The sequence below is a fragment of the Pseudomonas imperatae genome (assembly GCF_057128625.1).
Genome location: NZ_JBSKHP010000006.1, coordinates 235514 through 257976, shown reverse-complemented (window position 1 = coordinate 257976; position 22463 = coordinate 235514). Strand labels below are relative to the sequence as shown.

At 63.7% G+C, this 22463-nt stretch carries 18 protein-coding genes; 12 read left to right on the top strand and 6 right to left on the bottom strand.

Features of this window, described 5'->3' with window-relative positions; genetic code table 11:
- Window positions 1–7 precede the first annotated feature (7 nt).
- Window positions 8–547, top strand: coding sequence for a DsbA family protein (locus tag ACWKWX_RS10415; RefSeq protein WP_092408324.1), 540 nt, complete (start codon window positions 8–10; stop codon window positions 545–547).
- Between the two features lie 278 nt (window positions 548–825).
- Window positions 826–3585: an ATP-dependent Clp protease ATP-binding subunit gene (locus tag ACWKWX_RS10410; RefSeq protein ID WP_483827741.1), complete on the top strand. Its 2760-nt coding sequence runs from the start codon at window positions 826–828 to the stop codon at window positions 3583–3585.
- Between the two features lie 360 nt (window positions 3586–3945).
- Here ACWKWX_RS10410 and ACWKWX_RS10405 read toward each other — a convergent pair whose 3' ends face one another.
- Window positions 3946–4929, bottom strand: coding sequence for an LLM class oxidoreductase (locus tag ACWKWX_RS10405; RefSeq protein ID WP_062383834.1), 984 nt, complete (start codon window positions 4927–4929; stop codon window positions 3946–3948).
- A 645-nt stretch (window positions 4930–5574) separates the two neighbouring features.
- Here ACWKWX_RS10405 and ACWKWX_RS10400 point away from each other — a divergent pair.
- From ACWKWX_RS10400 to ACWKWX_RS10365, 8 genes are all read left to right on the top strand, one after another.
- Window positions 5575–6066 (top strand): phosphate-starvation-inducible PsiE family protein, encoded by a 492-nt coding sequence (locus ACWKWX_RS10400; RefSeq protein ID WP_346831566.1) that lies wholly within the window; start codon window positions 5575–5577, stop codon window positions 6064–6066.
- A 702-nt stretch (window positions 6067–6768) separates the two neighbouring features.
- A complete protein-coding gene (locus ACWKWX_RS10395) occupies window positions 6769–7863 on the top strand; it encodes an LLM class flavin-dependent oxidoreductase (protein ID WP_483827729.1) in 1095 nt (364 codons plus the stop codon).
- Window positions 7864–7877: 14 nt separating this feature from the next.
- The gene (locus tag ACWKWX_RS10390; protein WP_483827728.1) at window positions 7878–8495 is read left to right on the top strand and encodes an NADPH-dependent FMN reductase; all 618 of its coding nucleotides are present in this window, start codon (window positions 7878–7880) and stop codon (window positions 8493–8495) included.
- Window positions 8488–10986 carry a beta-glucosidase gene (locus tag ACWKWX_RS10385; RefSeq protein WP_483827727.1) on the top strand — a complete coding sequence of 833 codons (2499 nt, stop codon included), beginning with the start codon at window positions 8488–8490 and terminating at the stop codon, window positions 10984–10986. Before ACWKWX_RS10390 ends, ACWKWX_RS10385 begins: the two co-directional genes overlap by 8 nt.
- Window positions 10987–11102: 116 nt before the next feature.
- Window positions 11103–11870 (top strand): hydroxypyruvate isomerase family protein, encoded by a 768-nt coding sequence (locus ACWKWX_RS10380; protein WP_483827726.1) that lies wholly within the window; start codon window positions 11103–11105, stop codon window positions 11868–11870.
- 21 nt (window positions 11871–11891) lie between these two features.
- A complete protein-coding gene (locus ACWKWX_RS10375) occupies window positions 11892–12902 on the top strand; it encodes a sugar phosphate isomerase/epimerase family protein (RefSeq protein WP_483827725.1) in 1011 nt (336 codons plus the stop codon).
- An 11-nt stretch (window positions 12903–12913) separates the two neighbouring features.
- Window positions 12914–13306, top strand: a complete 393-nt coding sequence (locus tag ACWKWX_RS10370) for a C-glycoside deglycosidase beta subunit domain-containing protein (RefSeq protein ID WP_483827724.1) — start codon at window positions 12914–12916, stop codon at window positions 13304–13306.
- A gap of 84 nt (window positions 13307–13390) precedes the next feature.
- Window positions 13391–14635 (top strand): MFS transporter, encoded by a 1245-nt coding sequence (locus ACWKWX_RS10365; RefSeq protein WP_483827723.1) that lies wholly within the window; start codon window positions 13391–13393, stop codon window positions 14633–14635.
- 27 nt (window positions 14636–14662) lie between these two features.
- Here ACWKWX_RS10365 and ACWKWX_RS10360 read toward each other — a convergent pair whose 3' ends face one another.
- Both ACWKWX_RS10360 and ACWKWX_RS10355 read right to left on the bottom strand, forming a co-directional pair.
- The gene (locus ACWKWX_RS10360; protein WP_483827722.1) at window positions 14663–15871 is read right to left on the bottom strand and encodes a multidrug effflux MFS transporter; all 1209 of its coding nucleotides are present in this window, start codon (window positions 15869–15871) and stop codon (window positions 14663–14665) included.
- A gap of 78 nt (window positions 15872–15949) precedes the next feature.
- The gene (locus ACWKWX_RS10355) at window positions 15950–16795 is read right to left on the bottom strand and encodes a TetR/AcrR family transcriptional regulator (RefSeq protein WP_483827721.1); all 846 of its coding nucleotides are present in this window, start codon (window positions 16793–16795) and stop codon (window positions 15950–15952) included.
- On the opposite strand from ACWKWX_RS10355, the gene ACWKWX_RS10350 reads away from it, so the two are divergent.
- Window positions 16794–17696 (top strand): LysR family transcriptional regulator, encoded by a 903-nt coding sequence (locus ACWKWX_RS10350; protein WP_483827720.1) that lies wholly within the window; start codon window positions 16794–16796, stop codon window positions 17694–17696. The two genes, ACWKWX_RS10355 and ACWKWX_RS10350, sit on opposite strands and share 2 nt — an antisense overlap.
- A complete protein-coding gene (locus ACWKWX_RS10345; protein ID WP_483827719.1) occupies window positions 17678–18670 on the top strand; it encodes a LysR family transcriptional regulator in 993 nt (330 codons plus the stop codon). The genes ACWKWX_RS10350 and ACWKWX_RS10345 overlap by 19 nt, the downstream gene beginning before the upstream one ends.
- Here ACWKWX_RS10345 and ACWKWX_RS10340 read toward each other — a convergent pair.
- The 3 genes from ACWKWX_RS10340 to ACWKWX_RS10330 are packed head-to-tail and all read right to left on the bottom strand — an operon-like array spanning window position 18572 to window position 22298.
- Window positions 18572–19717 (bottom strand): Gfo/Idh/MocA family protein, encoded by a 1146-nt coding sequence (locus ACWKWX_RS10340; protein ID WP_483827718.1) that lies wholly within the window; start codon window positions 19715–19717, stop codon window positions 18572–18574. The two genes, ACWKWX_RS10345 and ACWKWX_RS10340, sit on opposite strands and share 99 nt — an antisense overlap.
- Window positions 19714–20775 carry a sugar phosphate isomerase/epimerase family protein gene (locus ACWKWX_RS10335; protein WP_483827717.1) on the bottom strand — a complete coding sequence of 354 codons (1062 nt, stop codon included), beginning with the start codon at window positions 20773–20775 and terminating at the stop codon, window positions 19714–19716. The genes ACWKWX_RS10340 and ACWKWX_RS10335 overlap by 4 nt, the downstream gene beginning before the upstream one ends.
- Complete coding sequence (locus ACWKWX_RS10330) at window positions 20772–22298, bottom strand: GMC oxidoreductase (RefSeq protein ID WP_483827716.1); 1527 nt, start codon at window positions 22296–22298, stop codon at window positions 20772–20774. The genes ACWKWX_RS10335 and ACWKWX_RS10330 overlap by 4 nt, the downstream gene beginning before the upstream one ends.
- Window positions 22299–22463: the final 165 nt, after the last annotated feature.

Here is a 22463-nt window from a genome sequence, read left to right as displayed (position 1 = left end):
TGATCACATGGCCACTCTCAAAGTCCCGGTAACTGCAAACGACCATCGCCAGGGAAGGGCGGATGCCAAGGTCACACTGGTGGAATATGGCGACTACGAATGCCCCTATTGCGGTTTGGCGTACTGGGTCGTCAAGCAGCTGCAGCAGCATTTTGGCGAGGATCTGTTGCTTGTGTTTCGCAACTTTCCACTGACCACTGCTCACCCGCATGCGCTGGGCGCAGCTGTCACCGCTGAATATGCCGGGAGTCGAGGATTCTTCTGGGAGGCCCACGACGAGTTGTATGAAAATCAGGATCGATTGGGCGTGCCGCTGTATGGCGCCATCGCACTGAGACACGGCCTTTCCAGCGATGAACTCGTTGTTGCGATGCAAACCGATATCTATCTGCCCAAAATACAATCCGATTTCAATGGCGGCGTACGTAGCGGGGTAAACGGCACGCCTGCGTTCTACATCGACGGGCTTCGCTATGACGGGCCTCCCGAGGTCACCGAGATGAGTCAGGCGATTGAGCTTTCCTCAATGCGTGGACTCAATCGCTAGCTAGCGCCTGGGTTGATAGCTAACGACAGGCTGTTTATTCACACGAAATGTCTAGACGTCGTTCGTCGGTAATCAAGTAGCCGTGGCGCGCTGTCATGAGATCGCGACTATGTTGATCGGGTGGCATCGTTTCTCAAAGCTGCCATTCCCTCCCACGTCATCGTCTTCCCGACCAAGCTCAACGTATTGCTGGTCTCATGCCCCTGTTTCCTGAGCATCGTTCAGGGCACGTAGATCCATCTGTATGAGTCCGTGTTATCCATTTTTGGAGACAACTCATCATGGCTACTCTCTGTGAAATTTGTAACGCCAGACCGGCTGTCGCGCGAGTGACCGTGTCGCAAAATGGTCAGGCCAGAACAATGTCCATTTGCGACCACGACTACCGTCAACTTTTACGCCATCAAAGCATGTTGAACCCCTTCGACTCTTTGCTGGGCGGTGGCGTGTCTCGCTTTTTCGACAACATGGGCGGAGCAGCGGATCAGGGGGGTGATGACTTCAGGCTCTCTGCGCATGTGCCTCGCGAATCTGTCGATGCAACCGATGCATTCAGCTCCCAGACGCTGGAGATCCTGCAACGCGCTGGAGAGAAAGCCCATGAGTTCAACCGCAGCGAGCTCGATACTGAGCATCTGTTGTATGTGCTTGCCGATACCGACGTAGGCACAGCGTTGCTCAAGGAATTGAAGCTTTCTGCGGACGACATCAAAGGCTACATCGATCAACACGCTCAAAGGGGCGCAGCGCAGGCGCAGGCTCCGGTGGATCAGATGAGCATCTCGCCTCGACTGAAAAAAGCGTTCAATTTTGCGTTCCAGGCATCTCGTGATTTAGGGCACTCATATGTTGGCCCCGAGCATCTGTTGATCGGGCTTTCCTCGGTGCCCGAAAGCATTGCCGGAACGCTGCTCAAAAAATACGGCGTGACCCCTGAAGCCTTGCGGCAGAAGGTGGTCAAGGTGGTGGGTAAGGGGGCTGAGGACGGGAGAGTCGATACCCCCACGGGAACACCGACACTCGACAAGTTCGGTCGCGACCTGACGTCATTGGCTCGTGAGGGCAAGCTGGATCCCGTATTGGGCCGCGCGCAGGAAATCGAAAACACCATCGAGGTGCTGGCCCGCCGCAGGAAGAACAATCCGGTCCTGATCGGTGAACCCGGCGTCGGCAAGACAGCCATCGTCGAAGGGCTTGCCCAGCGCATAGTCAAGGGCGATGTCCCGGAAATTCTGCGTGGCAGACGGCTGGTTGAAGTCAATCTGAACTCAATGGTCGCGGGCTCCAAATACCGGGGCGAATTTGAGGAGCGCGCCAAGCAACTGCTCGATGAAGTCTCTGCGAAGACCTCGGAGCTGATTCTGTTCATCGACGAGCTGCATACGATCGTTGGCGCGGGGCAGGGAGGTGAAGAAGGCGGCCTGGACATTGCCAACGTATTGAAACCCGCACTGGCACGCGGGGAGCTCAGTCTGATCGGTGCGACGACGCTCAATGAGTATCAAAAGCACATCGAAAAAGATGCGGCGCTCGAAAGACGTTTTCAGCCCGTCCTGATATCCGAGCCCACCGTGGAACAGACCATCATTATCCTGCGTGGACTGCGCGACAAGCTTGAGGCGCACCATCAGGTGACGTTCGCCGACGAAGCATTCGTGGCAGCGGCGGAGCTGTCGGATCGTTACATTACCTCGCGCTTTCTGCCGGACAAGGCCATTGACCTGATCGACCAGGCTGCGGCCCGCGTGCGCATCAGCACCTCCTCAAGGCCCGCTGGCATTCAGGAGCTGGAAGCAGAAATCACCCAGCTCAAACGCGAACAGGACTATTCATCCTCGCGTAAACGCTTCGATGAATCCAAAGGCTTCGAAGAGCGCATCGGTCAAAAGCAAGCCCAATTGGGAGAGGAGACAGAAGCCTGGGAGCGCAAAACGGGTTCCGAAACCCTCGAGGTGACCCTTGAGTCGATTGCCGAAGTACTGTCCCGTCTGACCGGTATTCCGGTAACCGAACTCACCCAGGAAGAGCGTCAGAAGCTGCTGAATATGGAAGACACTTTGCGTGATCGGCTGGTCGGGCAGGAAGATGCTGTGCTTGCGGTCAGCGATGCGGTTCGTTTGTCTCGCGCCGGCCTTGGACAAGCCAACAGACCGATTGCCACGTTTCTCTTTCTTGGTCCAACCGGCGTAGGCAAAACCGAGTTGGCCAAGGCGTTGGCAGAGACGGTGTTTGGTGACGAGCAATCGATCATTCGCATCGATATGTCGGAGTACATGGAGCGTCATGCGGTTGCCCGGTTGATCGGTGCGCCACCCGGTTATGTCGGATACGACGAAGGCGGTCAGTTGACAGAGCGCGTCCGCCGCAAGCCCTACAGCGTGATTTTGCTCGACGAGATTGAGAAGGCGCATCCCGATGTGAGCAACGTATTGCTGCAGGTGTTCGATGATGGTCGTCTCACGGACGGCAAGGGACGAGTTGTGGACTTCAGCAATACGATCATCATCGCCACCAGCAATCTGGGCTCTCCCGTCATCATGCAGAATCTTGGGCGACCAGAAAATGAACGCCTTACGGATAAAGCGTTACGTGATGAATTGATGGGCGTCTTGAAAGGGCATTTTCGTCCCGAATTCCTGAACCGTATCGACGACATCATCGTGTTCCATGCCCTTACTCGGGACAACATCCGATCGATTGTGGGCATTCAGCTTGATCGGGTCATTAGAATCGCGGCTGCCCAGAACATCACGGTGAAAGTGGCTGACACCCTCATTGATCATCTGGCGGATGTTGGTTATCAGCCCGAGTTTGGCGCGCGAGAGTTGAAGCGTCAGATTCGCCAGACCCTCGAAACGCGGCTCGCAAAGGAAATGCTCGCTGGCAAGCTCCAGGCCGGCGACAGCGTTGAACTCGGTTACGACAAAGCCCGTGACGTAGTGCTCTTCAATAAGCTGGATGCGCCAAACGCCTCAGCAAACATGAGTCCGCCGGACCAGCCTGATGATCGCGTGTCTGTCGCAGGGACAGGGACTTAGCTCAACGCGCTCCCGTCATTGGGTAGTAGGACTGTTGATGACGTCGTGCAATGAAGCACTGGATCCCCAGATGCCTGGACGAGCCCGGCAGACGAAGCTGCGTTCTTGATGCAGGCTCAGGAGGTGCCTGGTCCTGAAGGTCCATTGATGGCACAGGGCGGCGAAATTGCGTTTGTGCCAATGCCAAGCGCTCAAACTCAGGGTCATCAGTACCGAAGTCAACGCCAGCATGACGGCTATCTTGGTGCTCTCCATGGCGCTGGAACAGGGCCAGCCTGGCAGGCTTCGCCTTCGGGTGAAAGCAACTCATGGTCACCCAGCCGTAGATCACATCGGCCGGGCGTGGCGCTGGTGGGTGTATCAGTCCGCTTCAGGACGCGGCTGTACTGCGAATTCCGGAACAATGTGAGTACCCAGCTCCTCAATGACTTCCTCAGCAGGGCGCTTTCCGTATTTGAGATTTAGGATAACGTGGTCCACCCCGATCTCCTCAAGCGACTCCAGCAAAAACCGCAGATGGTAGCGTCCCAGTTTGAACCCTAAATGAATGCGGGTGGGCGGCGTGGATGGAGTCTCGTCGAGGTCGATATAAAGCGACTGAGCGAAGGGCTTATAGACGGCGCCACATTGCTTCATGACCTCACGTCGCCAGTCTTCAACGATCAGCCGCTGCATGTTCGGTATGCGTGGATAGTTGATCCATCCGAGGCTTTCGCGCGCGATCCAGTCCAGCGACTGGCGACTGTTTCCAGTCACAAGCATTGGAATGGATTGGGTTGTGGGTTTAGGAATCAAGTCAGCGCCCTGCATCTCACCACCGCTCCAGCGGATGGGTTCGAAGCTGGTGCTGTGGGCTTTCCTAATAACCTCGTAGTGCTCCCGAAAGAGCTCTCCACGCCTTTCGGGATCGACGCCGAAAGCTAAAAACTCCACCGGACGATCGCCGGAAGCCACCCCCAGAATCAAGCGACCTGCACTCAGTTGATCGACGCTGGCAGATGCCTTGGCAGTGTGCAACGGATGGCGCAACGGTATGGCAATGGACGCAGTGCCAAGCGCAATCTCAGACGTATGCGCGGCCATGTAGCCCAGATAAACCCAAGGGTCGAACAGTTGACCAACATCGCCGAAACCGGGATCCCGAAGAGGCACATCACGAAACCAGAGCGCGCAGAAACCCAACGCCTCCGCTCGTTTGGCCAAAGCGACCTGGTTGAGCATGCTGGGCATGTCCCCATCGAAAGCCTCCAAAGGGAAAAACAATCCAAGGCTCAAATGCCCCTGAGTGAAGGTCCGGCTGAACCCTCGATGCTGCTGATAAGTAATGGTGCTCGGCCGATACATACTGATTTCCTCAATGGGAGAACGTGAACAGCGGCCTCATTTCCAGCGGGGCTGCGGCATCGGTCGCTGAGAACGACAGGTGGGGAGTGCTTAAAACGTTTACCCGTTGTGCGGTAAATGTTGGTCGGGCGGGACGTATTAAGGGGCCAGTGGCTGGCGATACACGCGGGCAGGTCCAGATCGCGGCGAACGGACAGTCAGAAGGGAATCTGATTGCCCCAGCCTTTGCCTCAACTGAGTAAAGGCGTGGGGTCATCAAACAAGCGTAGGCGGGTTTGCAATGAATCGCCATGCTGGTTGTGACGATGATTGATACGCGTCGATGAACCAGCCGCGATCGCTGGCGGCAATACTGGGGCAGGGGATTGAGCGGGTTGAACAGATCACGCTCGCAATCATCGAGCGCAACGATAAGATCTCCATTATCAGCAACTAGAACCCAGACCAGCTCACGTCAACAGCCTGGGTTCACTGTTGCCGAGGCGGTCGGGCAGACTCCGATGCGGGTAGCGCATCGAGAGCACTGGAAATGATTCGGCCGTACCCCCGAAACTCTGCTTCACTTAACTATCTGGCGCGCTGGATCAGCGGCTACAGGCGAGCCATGCCGACGGCTGAAACCACACGTGCTGGAGCAAAAACCTAATGAAGAATCCGGACCCCTCAGCGCCACTGCCTCCGAGATCGACGTTGAAAAGCCTTCGTGTCCAGTGGTCACTGATGAACGCCTATGAGCGATTCGAGCAGATCATCGTGCTGGCGCTTGGCGTGATGATCTCGTGCGTCATCGTCATTGCTTTGATCCAGCTCTATAGACGAGTGCTGCCGCTGGTGGTAGGCGGCGCGATTGATCCCTTGGATCACGGCGATTTCCAGTTACTGTTCGGTTCGATCTTCACTGTGTTGATCGCCTTGGAGTTCAAGCACTCCATCATTCGTCCCGCGTTCAGGCACGGCAGCATCGTACAGCTGCGAACAGTGATTCTTATCTCGCTCTTGGCTCTGAGTCGCAAATTCGTGATTCTTGATTCCGCTTCAACGCCCGCCGCCACTATCGCTGCATTGGGGTTTGCAACGCTGGTCTTGGGGATCATCTATTGGTTGTTCACAAAACGGGGTAGATGGCCGGAGGAATAGACGGCCCAGCCCTATTTCGTTGGGGATTACCACCATCCCCCGCCAAAAGACGCCGTCGGGGTTTGACGAGTTCGAATCGTTTAGACGTGGTTGCAATTAAACAGTAGAGAAAGCCCGACCATAGGGCATGACGAGTGTGCTGTCTTGAAACCATGGAGGATGCGAGGGCAACCGCCTGCCGGCGTAGCCTGCAACCGAGTCGCTGGCAGAAGGCTATCGACCTTGAAGGCCTGGGGATGCAATTGAAGATGCTTACGCTCATGGGACGTGCTCAGCAGCTCAACCGTTTTGCATCCATTGCGCCGACCTTCAGCATCAAGGATTGCATCCCTCTGATGCGCCTCTGAAATCGAGAAAAACCCGATCGCATTTGGCTATGTGCTCGAAGCTTCTGATTTGGTAGTCCAGGGAGCGCTATAGCCCATGTAGTAGGTAGGGGCATTACAGCATTGCTCAACCTGGGCTTCGTCTCCGGCGTAAGGGTGAGAAGTCGCATTCGTCACAGGGGATCCCTTTCCATCACTGTTAATCCTCTTCGTTGACTCTCATTGACGGCCAAGCAGAAGGCTTCTATATTTAAAACGCGAACAAGAATTCTAATACTGTATTTTTCTCGATGCTCTCGTTGCAGACGGGCGTCAACACAGTCATCGAATCCGCGTCGGCCGAGCTAGCCATCCAACTACAAGAAGAGGTTATTCCATGCGCTTTTCCGTGTTTCTCGTCGGCAGGTCCACTGCCGCCCAACAGGATCGCTCCGTCATCGAGTCCCTGGTCGAGCATGCTCGCCAGGCTGAGCGACTCGGCTTTGACGCGGTGTTCATGCCCGACCACCACTTCACCGGCTATGCGCCAATGTGCAGCGACCCGTTCGTGTTCGCCGCCTATCTGGCGGCCCAGCTCAAGCGCATTCACTTCGGCATGTCCGTCACCACCGTGCCCCTGCATCACCCGGTACGTTTCGCCGAGCGCGTCAACCTGCTCGACCAGCTGACCGAGGGTCGTCTGCTGGTGGGCATCGGCAGTGGCACCACGCCGGAGGAGATGATCGGCTTCGGCGTGAACTACAAGCAGGCCTCGGCCTTGCTGCAGGAGAACCTGGACCTGGTGCTCAGGCTGTGGGACAAGCAGGTCGAGGATGAGCCGATCTCGTTCGAGACGGGGCATTACAAGGGGGCGGTGGTGCAGCGCATCGTGCCGGCGCCGTTCCAGCGGCCGTTCCGGCGGATCATGCCGGTAGCCCTGCGTGAAAGCAGCATGCAGCGCGCCGCCGACAACGGCTGGCCGGCCTTCATCCCGGCGTTCACGCCACCCGTACCGGCCAGCGCCGACCCGTTTGCCGAGGTCACCCGGTACTTCAACCGCTACAAGGATGCACTGCTTGCCGCCGGGCACGACGCGCAAGTGATTGAGCACTGCCTGGGCTGGACCACCCACACCTACCAGTGCGTGCACCTGGCGCCCAGCGAAGCCCAGGCCGAGGATGAACTGATGCAGATCCAGGCCGCTTACAAACAGGCGATCGACCGCGAGTACGAATTCAACAAGCGCGCCGAACAGCTGTCTGGCGTCGAACTGCATCGCCACCCTGACTGCTTCAGCCCTGAATGGATCAAGACCTGGTGCCTGTACGGCACCCCGGAACGGGTGGCGGACGAACTCGAGAAGCACCGCCAACTGGGCATCGGCAACGTGCTGATGGGCTTCACCAACGGCCCGCTCACCGAGCAACGCATCCGCTACGCCGAGCAGTCCATGGGCTTGTTCGCCCGTGAAGTGCTGCCGCGCTTTCGCTGAACAGGGAGCCAGCCATGAATCAACCCATTCACTTGCACGAGCCTGAACGCCCCTTGATCGTCGGCATCGGCGGCACCACGCGGCCGGGTTCAAGCACCGAATTGGCGCTGCGCAACGCGCTTCAACACGCCCGCCAGCTGGGCGCCCGGACGTTGCTGTTCGGTGGCGAGGCATTGGCCAGCTTGCCTGCCTTCAATCCGCTGGCGGTAACCCGCACCCAGGCCGAACAGGCGTTCATCGAGGCCGTGCGCCAGGCCGACGGGGTGATCCTGGCCACGCCGGGCTATCACGGCGGCGTGTCGGGGCTGGTGAAGAACGCCATTGACCTGCTGGAGGACCTGCGCCAGGACAGCCGCGTCTACCTAGACGGCCGGGCGGTAGGGTGCATTGTCACGGCCGCGGGCTGGCAGGGCTGCAATACCACGTTGGGGGCGTTGCGCTCGATCGTCCACGCGCTGCGTGGTTGGCCGACGCCGCTGGGGGTAACGCTTAACACGGCGGGCGCGGCGTTGTTTGACGCCGATGGCCGCTGTGACCAGCAGACCGATGGCCTGCTGAAGGTGTTGGCCGAGCAGACCCTGGCCTTCGCCGTGCCCAAGGGCCTTGCACGGGAGCAGGCACGCCATGGCTAACCGTACCCTTGAATGGCGGGCTTTGGCGCGGCTGACCGCAGGGCGTGACATGTGGTCGACCCACCCCTTGCCGGACATCGACCTGCAGTCCGTGCGCTTTGCCGATGGCCCGATGGGGCTGACCGGCGGGCGCGTGGACGAGCGCGATATTGCCTTGCTCAGCCCCTGTGGCCTGGCCCTGGCGGCCAGTTGGGACCGTGCGCTGGTGGGGCAGGTGGGCGAAGTTATCGGCCAGGAGGCGTTGCGCACCGGTGTGCAAGGCCTGCTGGCGCCCAACCTGAACCTGATGCGCAGCCCCCTGGCAGGGCGTGCCTTCGAGCTTTTCGGCGAAGACCCACTGCTGATCGCTACCCTGGGCAGTGCCTGGGCCCGCGGCGTGCAGTCACAAGGCGTGGCGGCGGTGATCAAGCACCTGGTGTGCAACGACTCGGAGACCGAGCGCCGTAGCATGAACGTCGAGGTGGATGAGCAGACCTTGCGCGAGGTCTATTTCCGCCCCTTCGAACAGACCGCCCGGGATGGCGCCTGGGGCATGCTGACCGCCTACAACCGGGTCAACGGCAAGCAGTGCGCGGAGCAGGACCAGGTGATCGGCTGGCTCAAGCAGGGCCTGGGCTGGGACGGGCTGGTGATGTCGGACTGGTTTGGCACCCACCATGGCGTCACCAGCCTGAAGGCCGGCCTGGACCTGGAAATGCCCGGCCCGGCGCGCCATCTGGGCGAAGCCATGGCCGACGCGATCGCCGCAGGCGAGCTGCCGGCCAGCCAGGTGCAGGCGTCCAACCAGCGCCTGCGGCGCCTGGCGGCGCGGGTAGCCGACCATCTGCCCTATGATGCCAGCGATGCCGCGCAAGCGCAGCGGTTGCGGGTACTGGAGGAGGCGGCAGCGGCGGGCATGGTCCTGCTGCGCAACGACGGTGTGCTGCCGTTGCAGCCTGGCCTCCAGCAGCGGCTGGCCGTGATCGGGCCCAATGCCGCGCAACCGTGCTTCCAGGGCGGAACCTTCGCCAAGGTGGCGCTGACCCCGGATGCCATCATGCCGGCCGCCGCCATCCAGGCGCGCTTTGCCAGCGACCGCACCCGGGTCGAGTTCGCCGAGGGTATGGTCGCCGAGCACCGTATCACGCCGCTCACCCTGCTGGCACCTGTGACGCCCCAAGGCTTGCCGGGGCTTGAGGTGTGCATGCTCGATGCCGATGGCCGGCAGGTGCACCAGGAGACGCGCCACGCCTCGTCGCTGATCTGGTTCAAGGAAATGCCGGGGATCGGCGATTTGCTGGGATTGCAGGGCCACGCCATGCTCAGCGTGCGCACCCGCATCAGCATTCGCTGCACGGGCGTGCATCGCTTCTACCTGGGGGGCACCGGCAACGTCAGCCTGCTGCTCGATGGCCAGGCGCTGGCCGAGTTCGACGGCGTGGCCCTGGCGGGAGACATCATGGGCAAGCTGATGCAGGGCCCCCATCGCACGGTCGATGTCCCCTTGGAGGCGGGGCAGGTGGTCAACCTGGAATACCGCATGCGCATCGGCCAGAGCCTGGCCCATGGCCTGTGGATGGGCTGCCTGCCGCCTGCCAACGAGCAGCTGCTGGACGAGGCGGTGGCGCTTGCCCGCCGGGTCGATGCCGTGGTGCTGGTGGTGGGGGAGACGGCGGATGCAGGGCTGGAAAGCGTCGACCGCGACACCACTCGGCTCAGCGAAGGCCAACAGGCGCTGGTCCGCGCGGTGTGCGCGGCCAACCGGCGCACAGTGGTAGTGCTCAACGTCGCGCACCCGGTGGACACCGAGTGCCTGGCAGGCGCTGCGGCAGTGCTGCTGGCCTGGTACCCCGGGCAGGCCTTCGGAGCGGCGCTGGCGTCAGTGCTGGCGGGCGACCGCGAGCCGGGCGGGCGCCTGCCGGTCACCTTCGCCGCCAGCGAGCGGGATTACCCGGTGTGGTCGCTGGCCCCTGACGGCGACGGCAACCTGCACTATCAGGAGCGCTGGTGGGTGGGTTACCGGCACCTCCTGGCGCACGGCATTGCCCCCGCGTACGGCTTCGGCCATGGCCTGGGGTATGCCGACATTGGTTTCGAGCCGCCTGCGTTGACGGGGGCGAGCGTGGACGGGCTGCACGTGCAGGTGGTGGCACGCAACCGCTCGGCCAGGGCCGGCAAGGCGGTGCCGCAGTTGTACCTGCAGAGCCCCGTGCACGCCGACGAGCCCCTGCGCCTGGCGCTGGAAGGCTTCGCCGCGGTGACCGTGCCGGCCAACGGCAGCACGAACGCGGCCATGGAATTGCCCCGGCGTGCGTTCTGCCGTTGGAGCGTCGCGCACCAGGACTGGCAGGTGTGTCCAGGCCAGTACCAGCTGGTGCTCGGCGCCTCTGTCACGCAGCCGCTGTTCAGGCTGCCCTTGAGGGTAGACCCGCAAGGGCGCGTGACGTCGGGTGAGTGGGCGCTCGTGGTCGACGCAGGGATCAACGCGGTCGATGCCGCGCGTTTCGGATAAACGATTTCTGTTGCCTGGCGCGGCGTGGCTAACTTTCAGCGCTGCCAACCGGGTATTGCGTTTCAACAACAACAATCAGGCACCGGCCCCGTCGGTGCCACGCAGAGGAAACAGGTATGCACCCATCCGCTTGTATTGAATGGCTGTTCCAGGATGAACACGAAGATATCGCCGATCGGGTCAGGGCCGCGAAGTCCGCGGGCCTGGCCCATGTGGAGTTTCACCTGTGGCGCGACAAACCGATGGAGCGCGTGGCCCAGGCCCTGCGTGAAACCGGCGTGACCCTGACCGGCCTGTGTGTCGACCCGCGGCGCAGCCTGGTTGACCCGGCCCAGCACGAGGAATTCCTGGCCGCGCTGCGCGACAGCATCAAGGCCAGCCAGGCCGTTGGCTCAGCCCCGCTGATCATCGCCTCGGGGTTTCATCGCGAAGGCGTGGCCCGTGGCGAGCAGCGCGCCGCCGCCGTGCAGGCCCTGCGGCAGGCCGCGCGCCTGGCCGAGGCGGGCGGCGTGCAGTTGCTGCTCGAGCCACTCAATACCCGTGTCGACCACCCAGGCATGTTCCTGCACGACACCCGCGAAGCCCTGGACATCATTGACGAGGTGGACAGCCCGCACCTCAAGCTGCTGTTCGACGTTTACCATTCAGCGCTGATGGACGAGCACTTGGAGCAGGTGTTGGAGGGGCGTATGCATCGTGTCGGGCACGTGCAGATCGCCGACCTGCCGGGCCGCCATGAGCCAGGCAGCGGCGGCCTGGACTGGCCGGACGTACTGGGGCGCCTGCGCACCCTGGGCTACGACGGCGCCGTCGGGCTGGAATACAAGCCCACCATGGCCTCGCGCCAATCCCTGGCGTCGGTACGCCAGGCCACCGGTCTCTGACCCCTTATCAGGACGATTGCAATGCAACAGCAGATCAAACGTGGCGTCAGCCTCTACAGCTTCCAGAACGAAACCTTCCTGGGCAAGATGAACCTTGCCGACTGCATCCGCGAGTGTGCCGACATGGGCGCCAGGGGCATCGAGATCATTGGTGAGCAGACCTTCTGGGGCTGGCCGGAACAGGGTGTCAGCGACGCGGCTATCGCGCAGTGGCACCAGCTGATGGAACAGCACGGCACAATCCCTGTCAGCCACGACTTCATGCTCGACTACAAGCGCTACAAAAACCGTCCCATGCCATTTGCCGAACAGGTGCAGAGCGTGCGCAACGACCTGCAACTGGCGGCGCGGCTGGGCATGAAGTACGTGCGCTCGCTGGTGTCGGTCGACCCCGAAGTGCTGGTGGCCGCCGCGCCTTATGCCGAGGAGCTGGGCTTGAAAATTCTGATCGAGGTGCACGCCCCGTTGCATTTCGACCACCCATGGATCATCCGTCATGCCGAGGCCTACGAGCGCTCCGGCAGCGCGGCGCTGGGCTTCCTGCCGGACATGGGCATGTTCCTGGCCCGTTACCCGCGCGTGTGGAAAGAACGCTTCATCCGCAACGGTTGCCCGCAGGCGGCGGCGGATTTCATCGAGAAGTCCTACGAGGAGCGGCGCCTGAGCGAGTACGTGATTCTCGACGTGATGCAGCAGTGGGGGCCGGGCCCGCAGATGGCGATGGCGGAAACGCTGCGGCACAACGCGGCCTTCGAGCCGCGGCGGATGCTGGAGTTCATGCCGCGCATCCATAACATTCATGCCAAGTTCTACGAGATGACCGAGGAGTTGACGGAGTGGTCCATTCCCTACGATGAAATCTTCCGCGTGCTCAAGGCCGGTGGCTATGGCGGCTACGTCTGCTCCGAGTACGAAGGCAACCGCTGGATCGAAGACGCGGTCGAGGTCGACAGCGTGGCCCAGGTACGCCTGCAACAGCGCATGTTCTGCAAACTGCTGGGCGAAGACCTGCCCGCCACTCTGGCCGCCTGAGGAGAATCACCATGTTCGACCACCACATGATCTGCCAGGAAGGCTTCGAGAACGTCGTCGCCGGCGGCGAAGTCAGCGGCTTCCGCTTTCTCGCCCGCTTGCCCTATTACCGCGGCCTGGGCCTGTCGATGATCGAAGACATCGCCATTACCATCAACGGCCAGGCGGTGGAGCGTGGCGCCATTCGCTTTGCTGTGCGCGGCCGCAGCTGGACCCTGGAAGAGCTGGAGACCGTGTACGACGACCGCTGGAATTTTGGCGAAAAAGCCGAGCTGACCGTTGCCTGGCCAGGCGGATTGCCAGCGGGCCGGCACAGGATCAAGCTGGCCGAGAAGCTGCGTATTTCCTACCTGCCGTTCCTGCCCACCACCACCTGTGAAGCCGAGGTCACGCTCAGCGCGTGAAATCGCTGTTTGCCTGCCGGGCTTGTGCCCGGCAGGTTGCTGCCTTTCGTGTCCCTCTCCACAACAACAATCAAGGAGAAGATCGTGAGAAACACACCTCTGCACGCTGCCGGCCACCGGGCCGGCAGCGCCCAAGGCATCATCATGATAGTGACGGGCTTCCTGCCCATTCTCGCCATTGTCTCGCTGGCGCCGGCGGTGCCTACCCTGATCCAGCACTTTGCCGCGGTGGAGCATGCGCAGACGCTGGTGCCGCTGATGCTCACCGCGCCGGGGTTGGTGATCGCCCTGGTGGCGCCGTTCGCCGGTTGGCTGGCGGACCGGGTAGGGCGGCGGCCGCTGTTGCTGGCGGCAACCTTGCTGTACGGGCTGTGCGGTACGGCGCCGCTGTACCTGGACTCGCTGTGGGCAATCTTCGCAAGCCGCCTGGGCGTGGGGCTGGCCGAGGCGGTGGTGCTGACCCTGGCCAACACCATGCTGGTCAATTATTTCAACGTTCGCCAGCGGCGTTTCTGGCTGATGCTGCAGGGCTTCGTCGGACCGTTGCTGGCTGCCGGCGTCATTGCCAGCTCGGGCTACCTGACGGCCATGGCGTGGAACGGCGCGTTCTGGATCTACATGGTGGCGTTTCCCTTGCTGCTGGCCATGCTGGTCTGGCTGTTCGAGCCGCCCAAGGTCGAGCGTCATGACGATGAGCCGCTGATCGATGACGCCGCGTTCCCTTGGGTACGAATCGCGGTGATCTGTCTGACCACCTTCGCCACTGCCTTGATCTACTACGTCTACACCATCAACGCCGGCAACGCCTTCCAGGCAGTCAGTGGCGCCTCGCCGCAGCAGATTGGCCTGATGATGTCGGTGGCCAGCCTGTTCGTGCCCCTGGGGTCGCTGGTGTTCGGCTGGTGTTCCAGCCGGATCACACCGGAGCGGGTGCTGGGCGTAGTGCTGGCGCTGATCGGCTGCGGCATGTTGATCATGAGCGTGGCGAGGGGGCCGCTGATGATGGGGCTGGGGGCGACTGTCCAGCAGGTCGGGGCCGGCATGGCGGTGAGCGCGATGATTTTCTGGGTCGCTTCCCTGGTTGGCCCCGCTCATCGGGGGCGGGCGATGGGGGCGTGGTCCAGCGCGTTCTTTGCTGGCATGTTCCTGAGCCCGCTGGTGGTCAGCCTGTTGCGCGTGCACAACGAGGACAATCTCCTGGCGCCGTTCCTGGTGCTGGGAGCCGCGGCCCTGGTGGGCGCGGCGCTGTTGTTCGCCTACGCGCTGTCGGGGCATGGCCATGCGTTGCGCAAGGCCCCGGCATCCCGGCCAAGCCCCTTGGCTGAGTGAGCTCTGCGCCGGCCATCCTGGAGCCGATCATGGTCCGGGATGGCGCTGACTGTTGCGCAGCAGCCATGCCACCCCCGCCAGCACTCCCGCCAGATACAGCGCGCAGACCATGGCCATGGCCAGCGCGCTGCCCACCCCGCTCAGCAATCCCACGCAGGCGCCGGCAGACGATGCCGCTGCCATCTGCACTGCGCTCATCAGCGCGCTGGCGCTGCCGGCGTGGTGGGGGAAGGGTTGCAGGGCCATCTGCGTGGCATTGCCGCTGACCAGCCCGCCCGAGGTGGTCAGCAGGGTGATCGCGGCCAGCCAGGGCCAGGCCTGTCGCACATCGGCCCAGGCACACAAGGCAATCCCCATGCAGCCAAGGGTCGCTAGCCCGGCACCGGCCAACAGCAGCGTGCGCGGGTCCACATGCCGGGCGTTGAGCTTGCCGTTGGCCAGCGCGCCCACCATCAGGCCCAGCGAGCAGATCGCGAAGGTCAGGCCAAACGCCTGGGGACTGAGGCCCAGTTGATCGATGAACACCCCCGGGGACGCACTGACGTAGGCGAATATCGAACCGAACGATGCGCTGGTGACGGCGGTGCCCACCAGAAAGCGTGGTTCGCGCAGCACGCCCAGGTAGCCCTTGAGCAATGACGCCGGACGCAACTGGGCAAGGGGCGAGGCCAGGGTTTCCCGGTAGAGGCGTGCCACCAGCCACCAGATGACCGCACCATAGACGGCCAAGACCCCGTGCAGCAGCCGCCAGCCGCCCAGTTGCACCAGCAGTGAGCCAATACTGGGGGCCAGCAAGGGCGCGAGCATGCCCATGGCGGCCATGAACGAGAGCTTGCTGCGCGCCTCGCTGCCGCTGAAACAGTCGCGCACGATGGCCAGGATCACCGGCCGCCCGGCACCCCCACCCAGGCCCTGCAGCAGGCGCCAGCACAACAGCGCCTGCAGGCTGTCCGCCAGGGCGCAGCCAATGCCGGCCAGTGTGAACACGGCCAGTGAGAGCAACAGCACCGGGCGGCGTCCGAAGCGGTCGGAACAGGGGCCGGCCAGCAGTGGCGCGGCGGCGAAACCAGCCAGGAAGACGCTGAGCGACCACGCCATCTGCGCAGGGTCGATCGCCAACGCCTGCGCGGTCTCGGGATTGGCCGGCAGCGACATGTCGATCCCCAGCGCGCCCAGCGCGTTCAGCGCGGCCAGCAACACCAGGTAGGCGGGGGCTTGAGGGGCAAGCACCTTCATCGGCAGAATATCCTCTTTATGGAATAAGTATTCTTGTTCTATTTCTGCGGCGTGCCACCCCAATCAGGGATGGCTGGATCAGGCGGCGGGGTGGGTCAGGAACAGGACACACATACTTCCCAGGTCCTGCTTGAGGTTGTTCCAGTCACCTTCGCCTGCGGCGTCCGCAGCCGACCCCAGCCCCAGGAAACGTGCCAGGGTGGAATAGGTGATGCGGAAGCAGGAGTCGATGGCACGATCTGGGTCGGGGTTGGCGATGTCGCAACGTTGCTCGGCGATCAAACCGATAAAGCTGTCCGCCATGCGTGCATGGGAAAGTTTACCCGTGCGGGTAATCTCGGACGGGCCGCCTCCGTTCATGAACGGGCGCAGGATGGCGGCATGCCGGGCCAGGAACTCGGCCAGGCAGTCCACCAGTGCCGGCACCCGCTGCGACAAGGGCAGTTGCCGGGTAGTGATGGCATCGACCAAGCCCTGCCATTCGCTGTCCATCTGTTGCAGCGCGTCGGTAAACACGGCCTGCAGCAAGTCTTCCTTGCCTTTGAAACGGCCGTAGATCGAGCCGATCGAAACGCCGGACAGCTTGCTGACTTCGGCAAGGGTCAGTTCCACGTTCGCGCTTTGGCACAACAGCTGGCGAGCAGCGCCCAGCACCTTCTCCAGGGACTGGCGGGAACGATCTTGTTGCGGGGGACGGATATTGGGCATGTTCATGGTGTGCAAGCTTCGTTTTTTTCGCCAGACGCCGCAAGGAAAAACTTGACGGCAGGAAACAGCGCATCGAATATGCTGAACATAAAACCAGAATTCGCATTCTGTTTGCAAGCGATTAAGGCTGATGTACGCCATGCCCCCGGGTAAGGGTATGGCGGGCGCCAACCACAACAACAAGAAACTCGCGGATTGAGCGGAGGATTTGCTCATGCGTCTCAAAGGTCTTGATTTGAACCTGCTGGTGGTTCTGGACGTGCTGCTGCAGGAGTGCAACGTCTCGCGGGCAGCGCAAAGACTGGGGCTGGGGCAGTCCACGGTCAGCTCGTCCCTGGCCCGCCTGCGCGAGCATTTCATGGACGAGCTGCTGGTCAAGGGCACCTCGCAGATGCTGCCCACCGCCTTGAGCCAGGAGCTGCGGCCGCAGGTACGGCAGTGGTTGGCGCACATGGAAGGGCTATGGCAGCCGGAGCCGCCGTTCGACCCATCGCAGCACCAGGCCACGCTGCGCTTCGCCTGCAATGACGTCGCCGCCGCCCAGCTGGCGCCCCTGCTGGTGCAGATGCTGCATCAGCAGGCGCCAGGGGTACGCCTGCAACTGCTGGCCGCGCCGCGGTTGGCGGGCGCGGAACTGGAGGCCTGGCTGGTGCGTGAACAGGTCGACTGCCTAGTGGCCAGCCAGCCGGCCAGCCATGGCCAGCCGCTGCATGAAGACCTGTGGCTATGCATTGCTGCCCGTGGACGGCTGGAGCGGGGCCTGTGCCTGTCGACCTTCGACCAACTACCGCATATCAGGGTAGCGGGGCAGCATCTGGCCGGGGATGAAGGGCGGCACATCCAGGCCTGGGTGCCGGGGTATCTGGCCCTTGAGCCGTACGTGGCGGGTGGTGAAAGCCTGGCGTGCGTGCCGTCGGCGCTGGCCGTGGCGCTCTGCGAGGCGGCACCACTGGACAGCTGGCCATTGCCGTTCCAGACGGCCGCCTTCAGCCAGTACCTGTCGTGGCCCGCCGACCGTGCCCAGGTGCCCGTGCACGGCTGGTTCCGGGACTGCATCGTGGCCTGTGCCAAGCGCTTGCGTACGTCAGGAGCGTTGCCATGCGCAATCGGCCTGTAGACTTCAACCTGCTGGTGGTGCTGGATGCCCTGCTGCAGCATCGCAGCGTCAGCCGCGCCGCCGAGCAACTGTTCGTCGGCCAGCCGGCCATCAGCGCGGCATTGGCACGCTTGCGGCAGCACTTCGACGATCCGTTGCTGATCATGGAAGGGCGGCGCATGCGCCCCACGGAGCACGCGTTGGCGCTGCAGCCCAAGGTCCGCAACGCGGTGCAGCTGGCCACCGGAATTGCTGCCGCCCGCGGCGGGTTTGAGCCGCGCAGCACGCGCCAGTGCTTCACCCTGATGTGCTCGGACCTGGATGCCGGCTTCCTGGTGCCCCTGTTGTACCAGCGCCTGGCGCGGCTGGCACCCAACGCGCGCCTGCAGGTCATGACCCTGGGGCAGGCGGGCGCCGGTGGCGCGCAGGAGGCATTTGCCCGGCACGGCGCCGATGTGCTGCTGGTGCGCCAGGAACAGGCCGATCCGGCTTTCGCCCAGCAGCCGCTGCTGGATGCGCCAATGGCAACGCTGGTGTACCGGCGCCAGGCCAGCGAGCCGGGCTTCAGCGTCGACCTTGACGCTGAGTGCGAGATTCTGCCCTCGGCCCTGGCGTGCGCCAGCGACGGTTGGCGCACCGAACACTTGCTGGCGCTGCCTGGCCTGCTGCTGGCAAGCCCCTTGCGCGTGCGCTTGCCGGAGTTCGTCGCGCGGCGTTTCTGCCAGCGTCACCCGCAGCTGCGCATGCTGCATGTGCCGGCCCCCCAGGCGCGCTACCGGCAGGTGATGCAATGGCCGCACTACCGCGACAAGGAGCCCGCCCAGGTGTGGCTGCGCGAGCAGCTGCAGCTGTGCGCCGCCGTGCTCGTGCAGCCGCCCAATGGCGGGCAGGCGCACTCAGTGGTGCAGCTGCACCCACTGGCTGCCGAGGGCGTGGCTGCGCTGGATGGCCTCGATGGCCGCCAGGGTGCGCACCCCGTCGGCCAACCCCGGTAGCAGCGTCCTGTCGACGCTGGTGCCTGCGGCCCGCGCCCACCATTGCGTGGCGTAGTCGTCATACAGCTGCGCAAAGGCCTCGATGAAGCCTTCGGGGTGCCCGGCGGGTACACGCTGGCGGTAGGTAGCCCCGGCGCTCAGCCCGGCGCCGCCACGGCAGAGCGTGCGGGTCGGCTGGCCGTACTCGGTCACCTGCAGCTGTTCGGGGTGCTGCTGGTCGAAGCTGAGCGAGCCCCGGCTGCCGAACAGGCGCAGCCGCAAGGCGTTCTCCTGGCCCACCGCCACCTGGCATGCCCACAGGCCACCACGGGCGCCGTTGGCGAAGCGCAGCAGCACCTGGACGTGATCGTCCAGCTGGCGGCCAGGCACCAGCGTGGCGATGTCGGCGCATACCGCCTCGATCGGCACCGCGCCGACATATTCGGCCAGGTGCAGCGCGTGGCTGCCGATGTCGCCCAGGCCGCCGGCACTGCCAGCCTGGGCCGGGTCGTCACGCCAGCGCGCCTGGCGGCTGTCCGGGGCGTGGGTCAGCCACTGTTGGGCGTACTCCACCTGGACCACGCGCAGCTCGCCCAACGCGCCGCTTGCCACCAGGCGCCGGGCCTCGCGGATCATCGGGTAGGCGCTGTAGGGATGGGTGAGCACGAACAGTCGGTCGCTGCCGGCGAGCACCTCGTCCAGGGCACGGGCTTCCGCCACGGACCTGGCCAACGGTTTCTCGCAGATCACGTCGCAGCCGTTGGCAAGAAAGGCCTGGGCCACGGGCACATGCAGATGGTTGGGGGTGACGATCGCAACCGCATCGATGCCGTCCTCGCGTGCACCCTCGCGTTCGGCCATGGTTCGCCAGTCGGCATAGCTGCGCTCGGGCGCAATGAATAGCTGCCGGGCGCTGTCGGCCGCGCGCCGGGGGTCGCTCGACAGCGCTGCGGCCACCCATTCGAAACGGTCATCCAGCCGCGCGGCCATGCGGTGCACGGCGCCGATGAAGGCGCCGTCGCCACCGCCGACCATGCCCAGGCGCAGGCGTCGTGTGGGTTGATTCATGGTTGTTCCTCCAGGCCCAATAACGCGCGGACCGCAGTGCGGTCGAGTTGGCTGCCGGCAAAATCATCGAACGCTCGTGGTGCGACGCGGATGATGTGCTCGGTGATGAATCGTGCGCCCTCGCGGGCACCGTCCTGCGGGTGCTTCAGGCAGCATTCCCATTCCAGGGTGGCCCAGCCTGGGTAGTCGCAGGCGGCCAGGCGCGAGAAGATCGCGCCGAAGTCGACCTGCCCGTCGCCCAGGGAGCGGAAGCGCCCGGCGCGGTCCACCCAGTCACTGTAGCCGCCGTAGACGCCCTGGCTGGCGCTGGGGCGGAACTCGGCGTCCTTGACGTGAAACGCACCGATACGGCGATGGTAGCGGTCGATGAAGCCCAGGTAGTCCATTTGCTGCAACAGCATGTGGCTTGGGTCGTAGAGGATTTTCGCCCGTGGATGTTGCTCCACGCAGGCCAGGAAGCGCTCGAAGCTAACCCCGTCGTGCAGGTCCTCGCCGGGGTGCAGTTCGTAGCACAGGTCAACCCCTGCGTCGTCGAAGGCATCCAGAATTGGCCGCCAGCGTTGGGCCAGCGCATTGAACGCTTCCTCGACCAGGCCCGCGGGCCGCTGCGGCCAAGGGTACACGTAAGGCCAGGCCAGGGCGCCGGAGAACGTGACATGGGCTTGCAGGCCCAGGCGCCGGGAGGCGCGGGCGGCCAGCAGCAACTGTTCCTGCGCCCAGGCCTGGCGCTCGGCGGGGTGGCCGTGCAGGTGCGCGGGGGCGAAACTGTCGAACAGCCGGTCGTACGCCGGGTGTACCGCGACCAGTTGGCCCTGCAGGTGGGTGGACAATTCACTCACCTGCAGCCCGTGACGATCCAGGCGCGCGCGCAGGTCATCGGCGTACGCCTGGCTGGCGGCGAGTAGCCCAAGGTCCAGCAGGCGCGGGTCGCAGGGTAGTTGCAGGGCCTGGTAGCCAAGGCCTGCGGCCCATTCGGCGAGGTTGTCGAGGGTGTTGAAAGGCGCTTCGTCGCCAAGGAACTGGGCGACGAACAGCGCAGGGCCCTTGAGGGTGATCATGGTCGTGCCTCCTGGAGAATGCGCTGGCAGGTACGGGTCGCCAACGCTACGCTGGTGAGGGTCGGGTTGCACGCCGTGGGCGTGGGGATCACGCCGTTGCCGGCGACGAACAGGTTGGCGTGGCCCCAGACCTGGCCGTGGTCGTCGCACACGGACGTGCCATCGTCGCGGGCGCCCATGCGGGTGGTGCCCTGGTAGTGCAGCGAACTGCCCGGCGGCAGCATCAGGGGCTCGGCGGACAAGGGCGTGCCGATGGCGCGGCCAGCGGCGGCCAGCAGTGCGCTGGCGCGGTCGACCTGGGCGCGGTCGCGCTCGGTCAGGCCGTAGTCGATGCGCATTGCCGGCAAACCGAGGAAATCGGTCTGGGTGTCGCTGAAGTGCACGCGGTCCTGGGCGCGAATGTCCTGTTTGCAGCAGAACCAGCCCATGGCCACGATGTGCTCAACGCGAGCCTGCGCCTCGCCCGCCAGGGCCAGCGGGCTGGCTTCCATCTGCATGACCTGGCCGTGGAACGGGTGGTGCTCGCGGTCGTAGGGTACCCAGTAGACGCCCACGGTCGGTTCGCTGCCAGGCGCGTTGACGCCGGCGTGGTCGCTGGCAAGCTTCACCGCGTGCACCACCTGGGGCTGGTCATTGAGGTAGCGGCCCAGCGCTTCGGGGCGAATGCCCGAGGCCCAAAGCAGTTGCGGGGTACGCAGGGCGTCACCTGCGACGATGACCCAGCGTGCGCGGACCGGGTAGCTGCGCAGGCCGCGACGGTCCAGCAGGCGGGCGCCGACCACGCGCTGGTTATCCAGCTCCAGGCGCTGGCACAGCGTGTCGTGGCGCAGCTCGAAGCGTGGTTGCGGCCCTTCCAGCAAGGGGCCCAGTACCGTGTCGGCGCCGCTCCAGTGTTGTTTGCCTTCCACGTTGCGGCAGGCCAGGGGCATGCGCTGCACTGGGCGTGCCGCTGCCCCAGGGTGGCCGAACGCCTTGGCGACGCGCGCGTGCAGCGTCTCGCTGACCGGGGTGTCGGGGTAGGCGTCGGTGGTCACCCCCAGCAGTTGCCTGGCCAAAGCCAGGGCGCTGTGCATGTGTTGCGGGGCAATGAAATCGATGACTTCATCATCGGCTGGCGTGGGGCAGGCGCACGTCCAGTGGGCGCCCATGCCACCGACGTTGGTGGAGCAGGCCGCCGCGGGCAGGTCGCCCCAGGCCCGGCCGTGATTGGGTAAGTGGGTGCCCGCGCGCACCAGGTGTTCCAGGCGGTAGTCGCCGTGCACCGCTGCTGCTGCGCGCTCCGGCATGCCGGGCACGGGGTAGGGGAAGGGCGTGGGGCCTTGCGCTGCCTGCTGGGCAGCGGCGCGCTGACGCGCGTCATCGAGGTTGCGCAAGTGCTGGCCTGGGCGCTCGGTCAGGCGAGGGCCGGCATCGACCATCAGCACCCGCAGGTCGCTGCCCTGTACCAGCAGCCTCGCACAGGCCGCGCCAACGGGGCCGCTGCCGACGATGAGGATGTCCAGCTGTTCCATTTCGCTGTGCATTTATTTGAATTCTCCGCACGTGGATGAATAGGGCAGCTTCGATTATGCGCAGGTTTGCCGGTGCCACCGGCATGATTAATCTCGATCGGCCGCCATGGAAAAAAACGATAGTTTCCAAGGCATTGGCTATCACTGATGGCAATAGCGACGCGTCGACACAAACGA

What these genes read in the sequence shown, in the direction of transcription:
- ACWKWX_RS10395 (WP_483827729.1), top strand. Translation starts at nt 6,769, where the DNA reads ATGCGCTTTTCCGTGTTTCTCGTCGGCAGGTCCACTGCCGCCCAACAG.
- ACWKWX_RS10375 (WP_483827725.1), top strand. Translation starts at nt 11,892, where the DNA reads ATGCAACAGCAGATCAAACGTGGCGTCAGCCTCTACAGCTTCCAGAAC.
- ACWKWX_RS10345 (WP_483827719.1), top strand. Translation starts at nt 17,678, where the DNA reads ATGCGCAATCGGCCTGTAGACTTCAACCTGCTGGTGGTGCTGGATGCC.
- ACWKWX_RS10405 (WP_062383834.1), bottom strand. Translation starts at nt 4,929, where the DNA reads ATGTATCGGCCGAGCACCATTACTTATCAGCAGCATCGAGGGTTCAGC.
- ACWKWX_RS10330 (WP_483827716.1), bottom strand. Translation starts at nt 22,298, where the DNA reads ATGCACAGCGAAATGGAACAGCTGGACATCCTCATCGTCGGCAGCGGC.
- ACWKWX_RS10340 (WP_483827718.1), bottom strand. Translation starts at nt 19,717, where the DNA reads ATGAATCAACCCACACGACGCCTGCGCCTGGGCATGGTCGGCGGTGGC.
- ACWKWX_RS10415 (WP_092408324.1), top strand. Translation starts at nt 8, where the DNA reads ATGGCCACTCTCAAAGTCCCGGTAACTGCAAACGACCATCGCCAGGGA.
- ACWKWX_RS10350 (WP_483827720.1), top strand. Translation starts at nt 16,794, where the DNA reads ATGCGTCTCAAAGGTCTTGATTTGAACCTGCTGGTGGTTCTGGACGTG.
- ACWKWX_RS10355 (WP_483827721.1), bottom strand. Translation starts at nt 16,795, where the DNA reads ATGAGCAAATCCTCCGCTCAATCCGCGAGTTTCTTGTTGTTGTGGTTG.
- ACWKWX_RS10390 (WP_483827728.1), top strand. Translation starts at nt 7,878, where the DNA reads ATGAATCAACCCATTCACTTGCACGAGCCTGAACGCCCCTTGATCGTC.
- ACWKWX_RS10400 (WP_346831566.1), top strand. Translation starts at nt 5,575, where the DNA reads ATGAAGAATCCGGACCCCTCAGCGCCACTGCCTCCGAGATCGACGTTG.
- ACWKWX_RS10380 (WP_483827726.1), top strand. Translation starts at nt 11,103, where the DNA reads ATGCACCCATCCGCTTGTATTGAATGGCTGTTCCAGGATGAACACGAA.
- ACWKWX_RS10335 (WP_483827717.1), bottom strand. Translation starts at nt 20,775, where the DNA reads ATGATCACCCTCAAGGGCCCTGCGCTGTTCGTCGCCCAGTTCCTTGGC.
- ACWKWX_RS10370 (WP_483827724.1), top strand. Translation starts at nt 12,914, where the DNA reads ATGTTCGACCACCACATGATCTGCCAGGAAGGCTTCGAGAACGTCGTC.
- ACWKWX_RS10385 (WP_483827727.1), top strand. Translation starts at nt 8,488, where the DNA reads ATGGCTAACCGTACCCTTGAATGGCGGGCTTTGGCGCGGCTGACCGCA.
- ACWKWX_RS10360 (WP_483827722.1), bottom strand. Translation starts at nt 15,871, where the DNA reads ATGAAGGTGCTTGCCCCTCAAGCCCCCGCCTACCTGGTGTTGCTGGCC.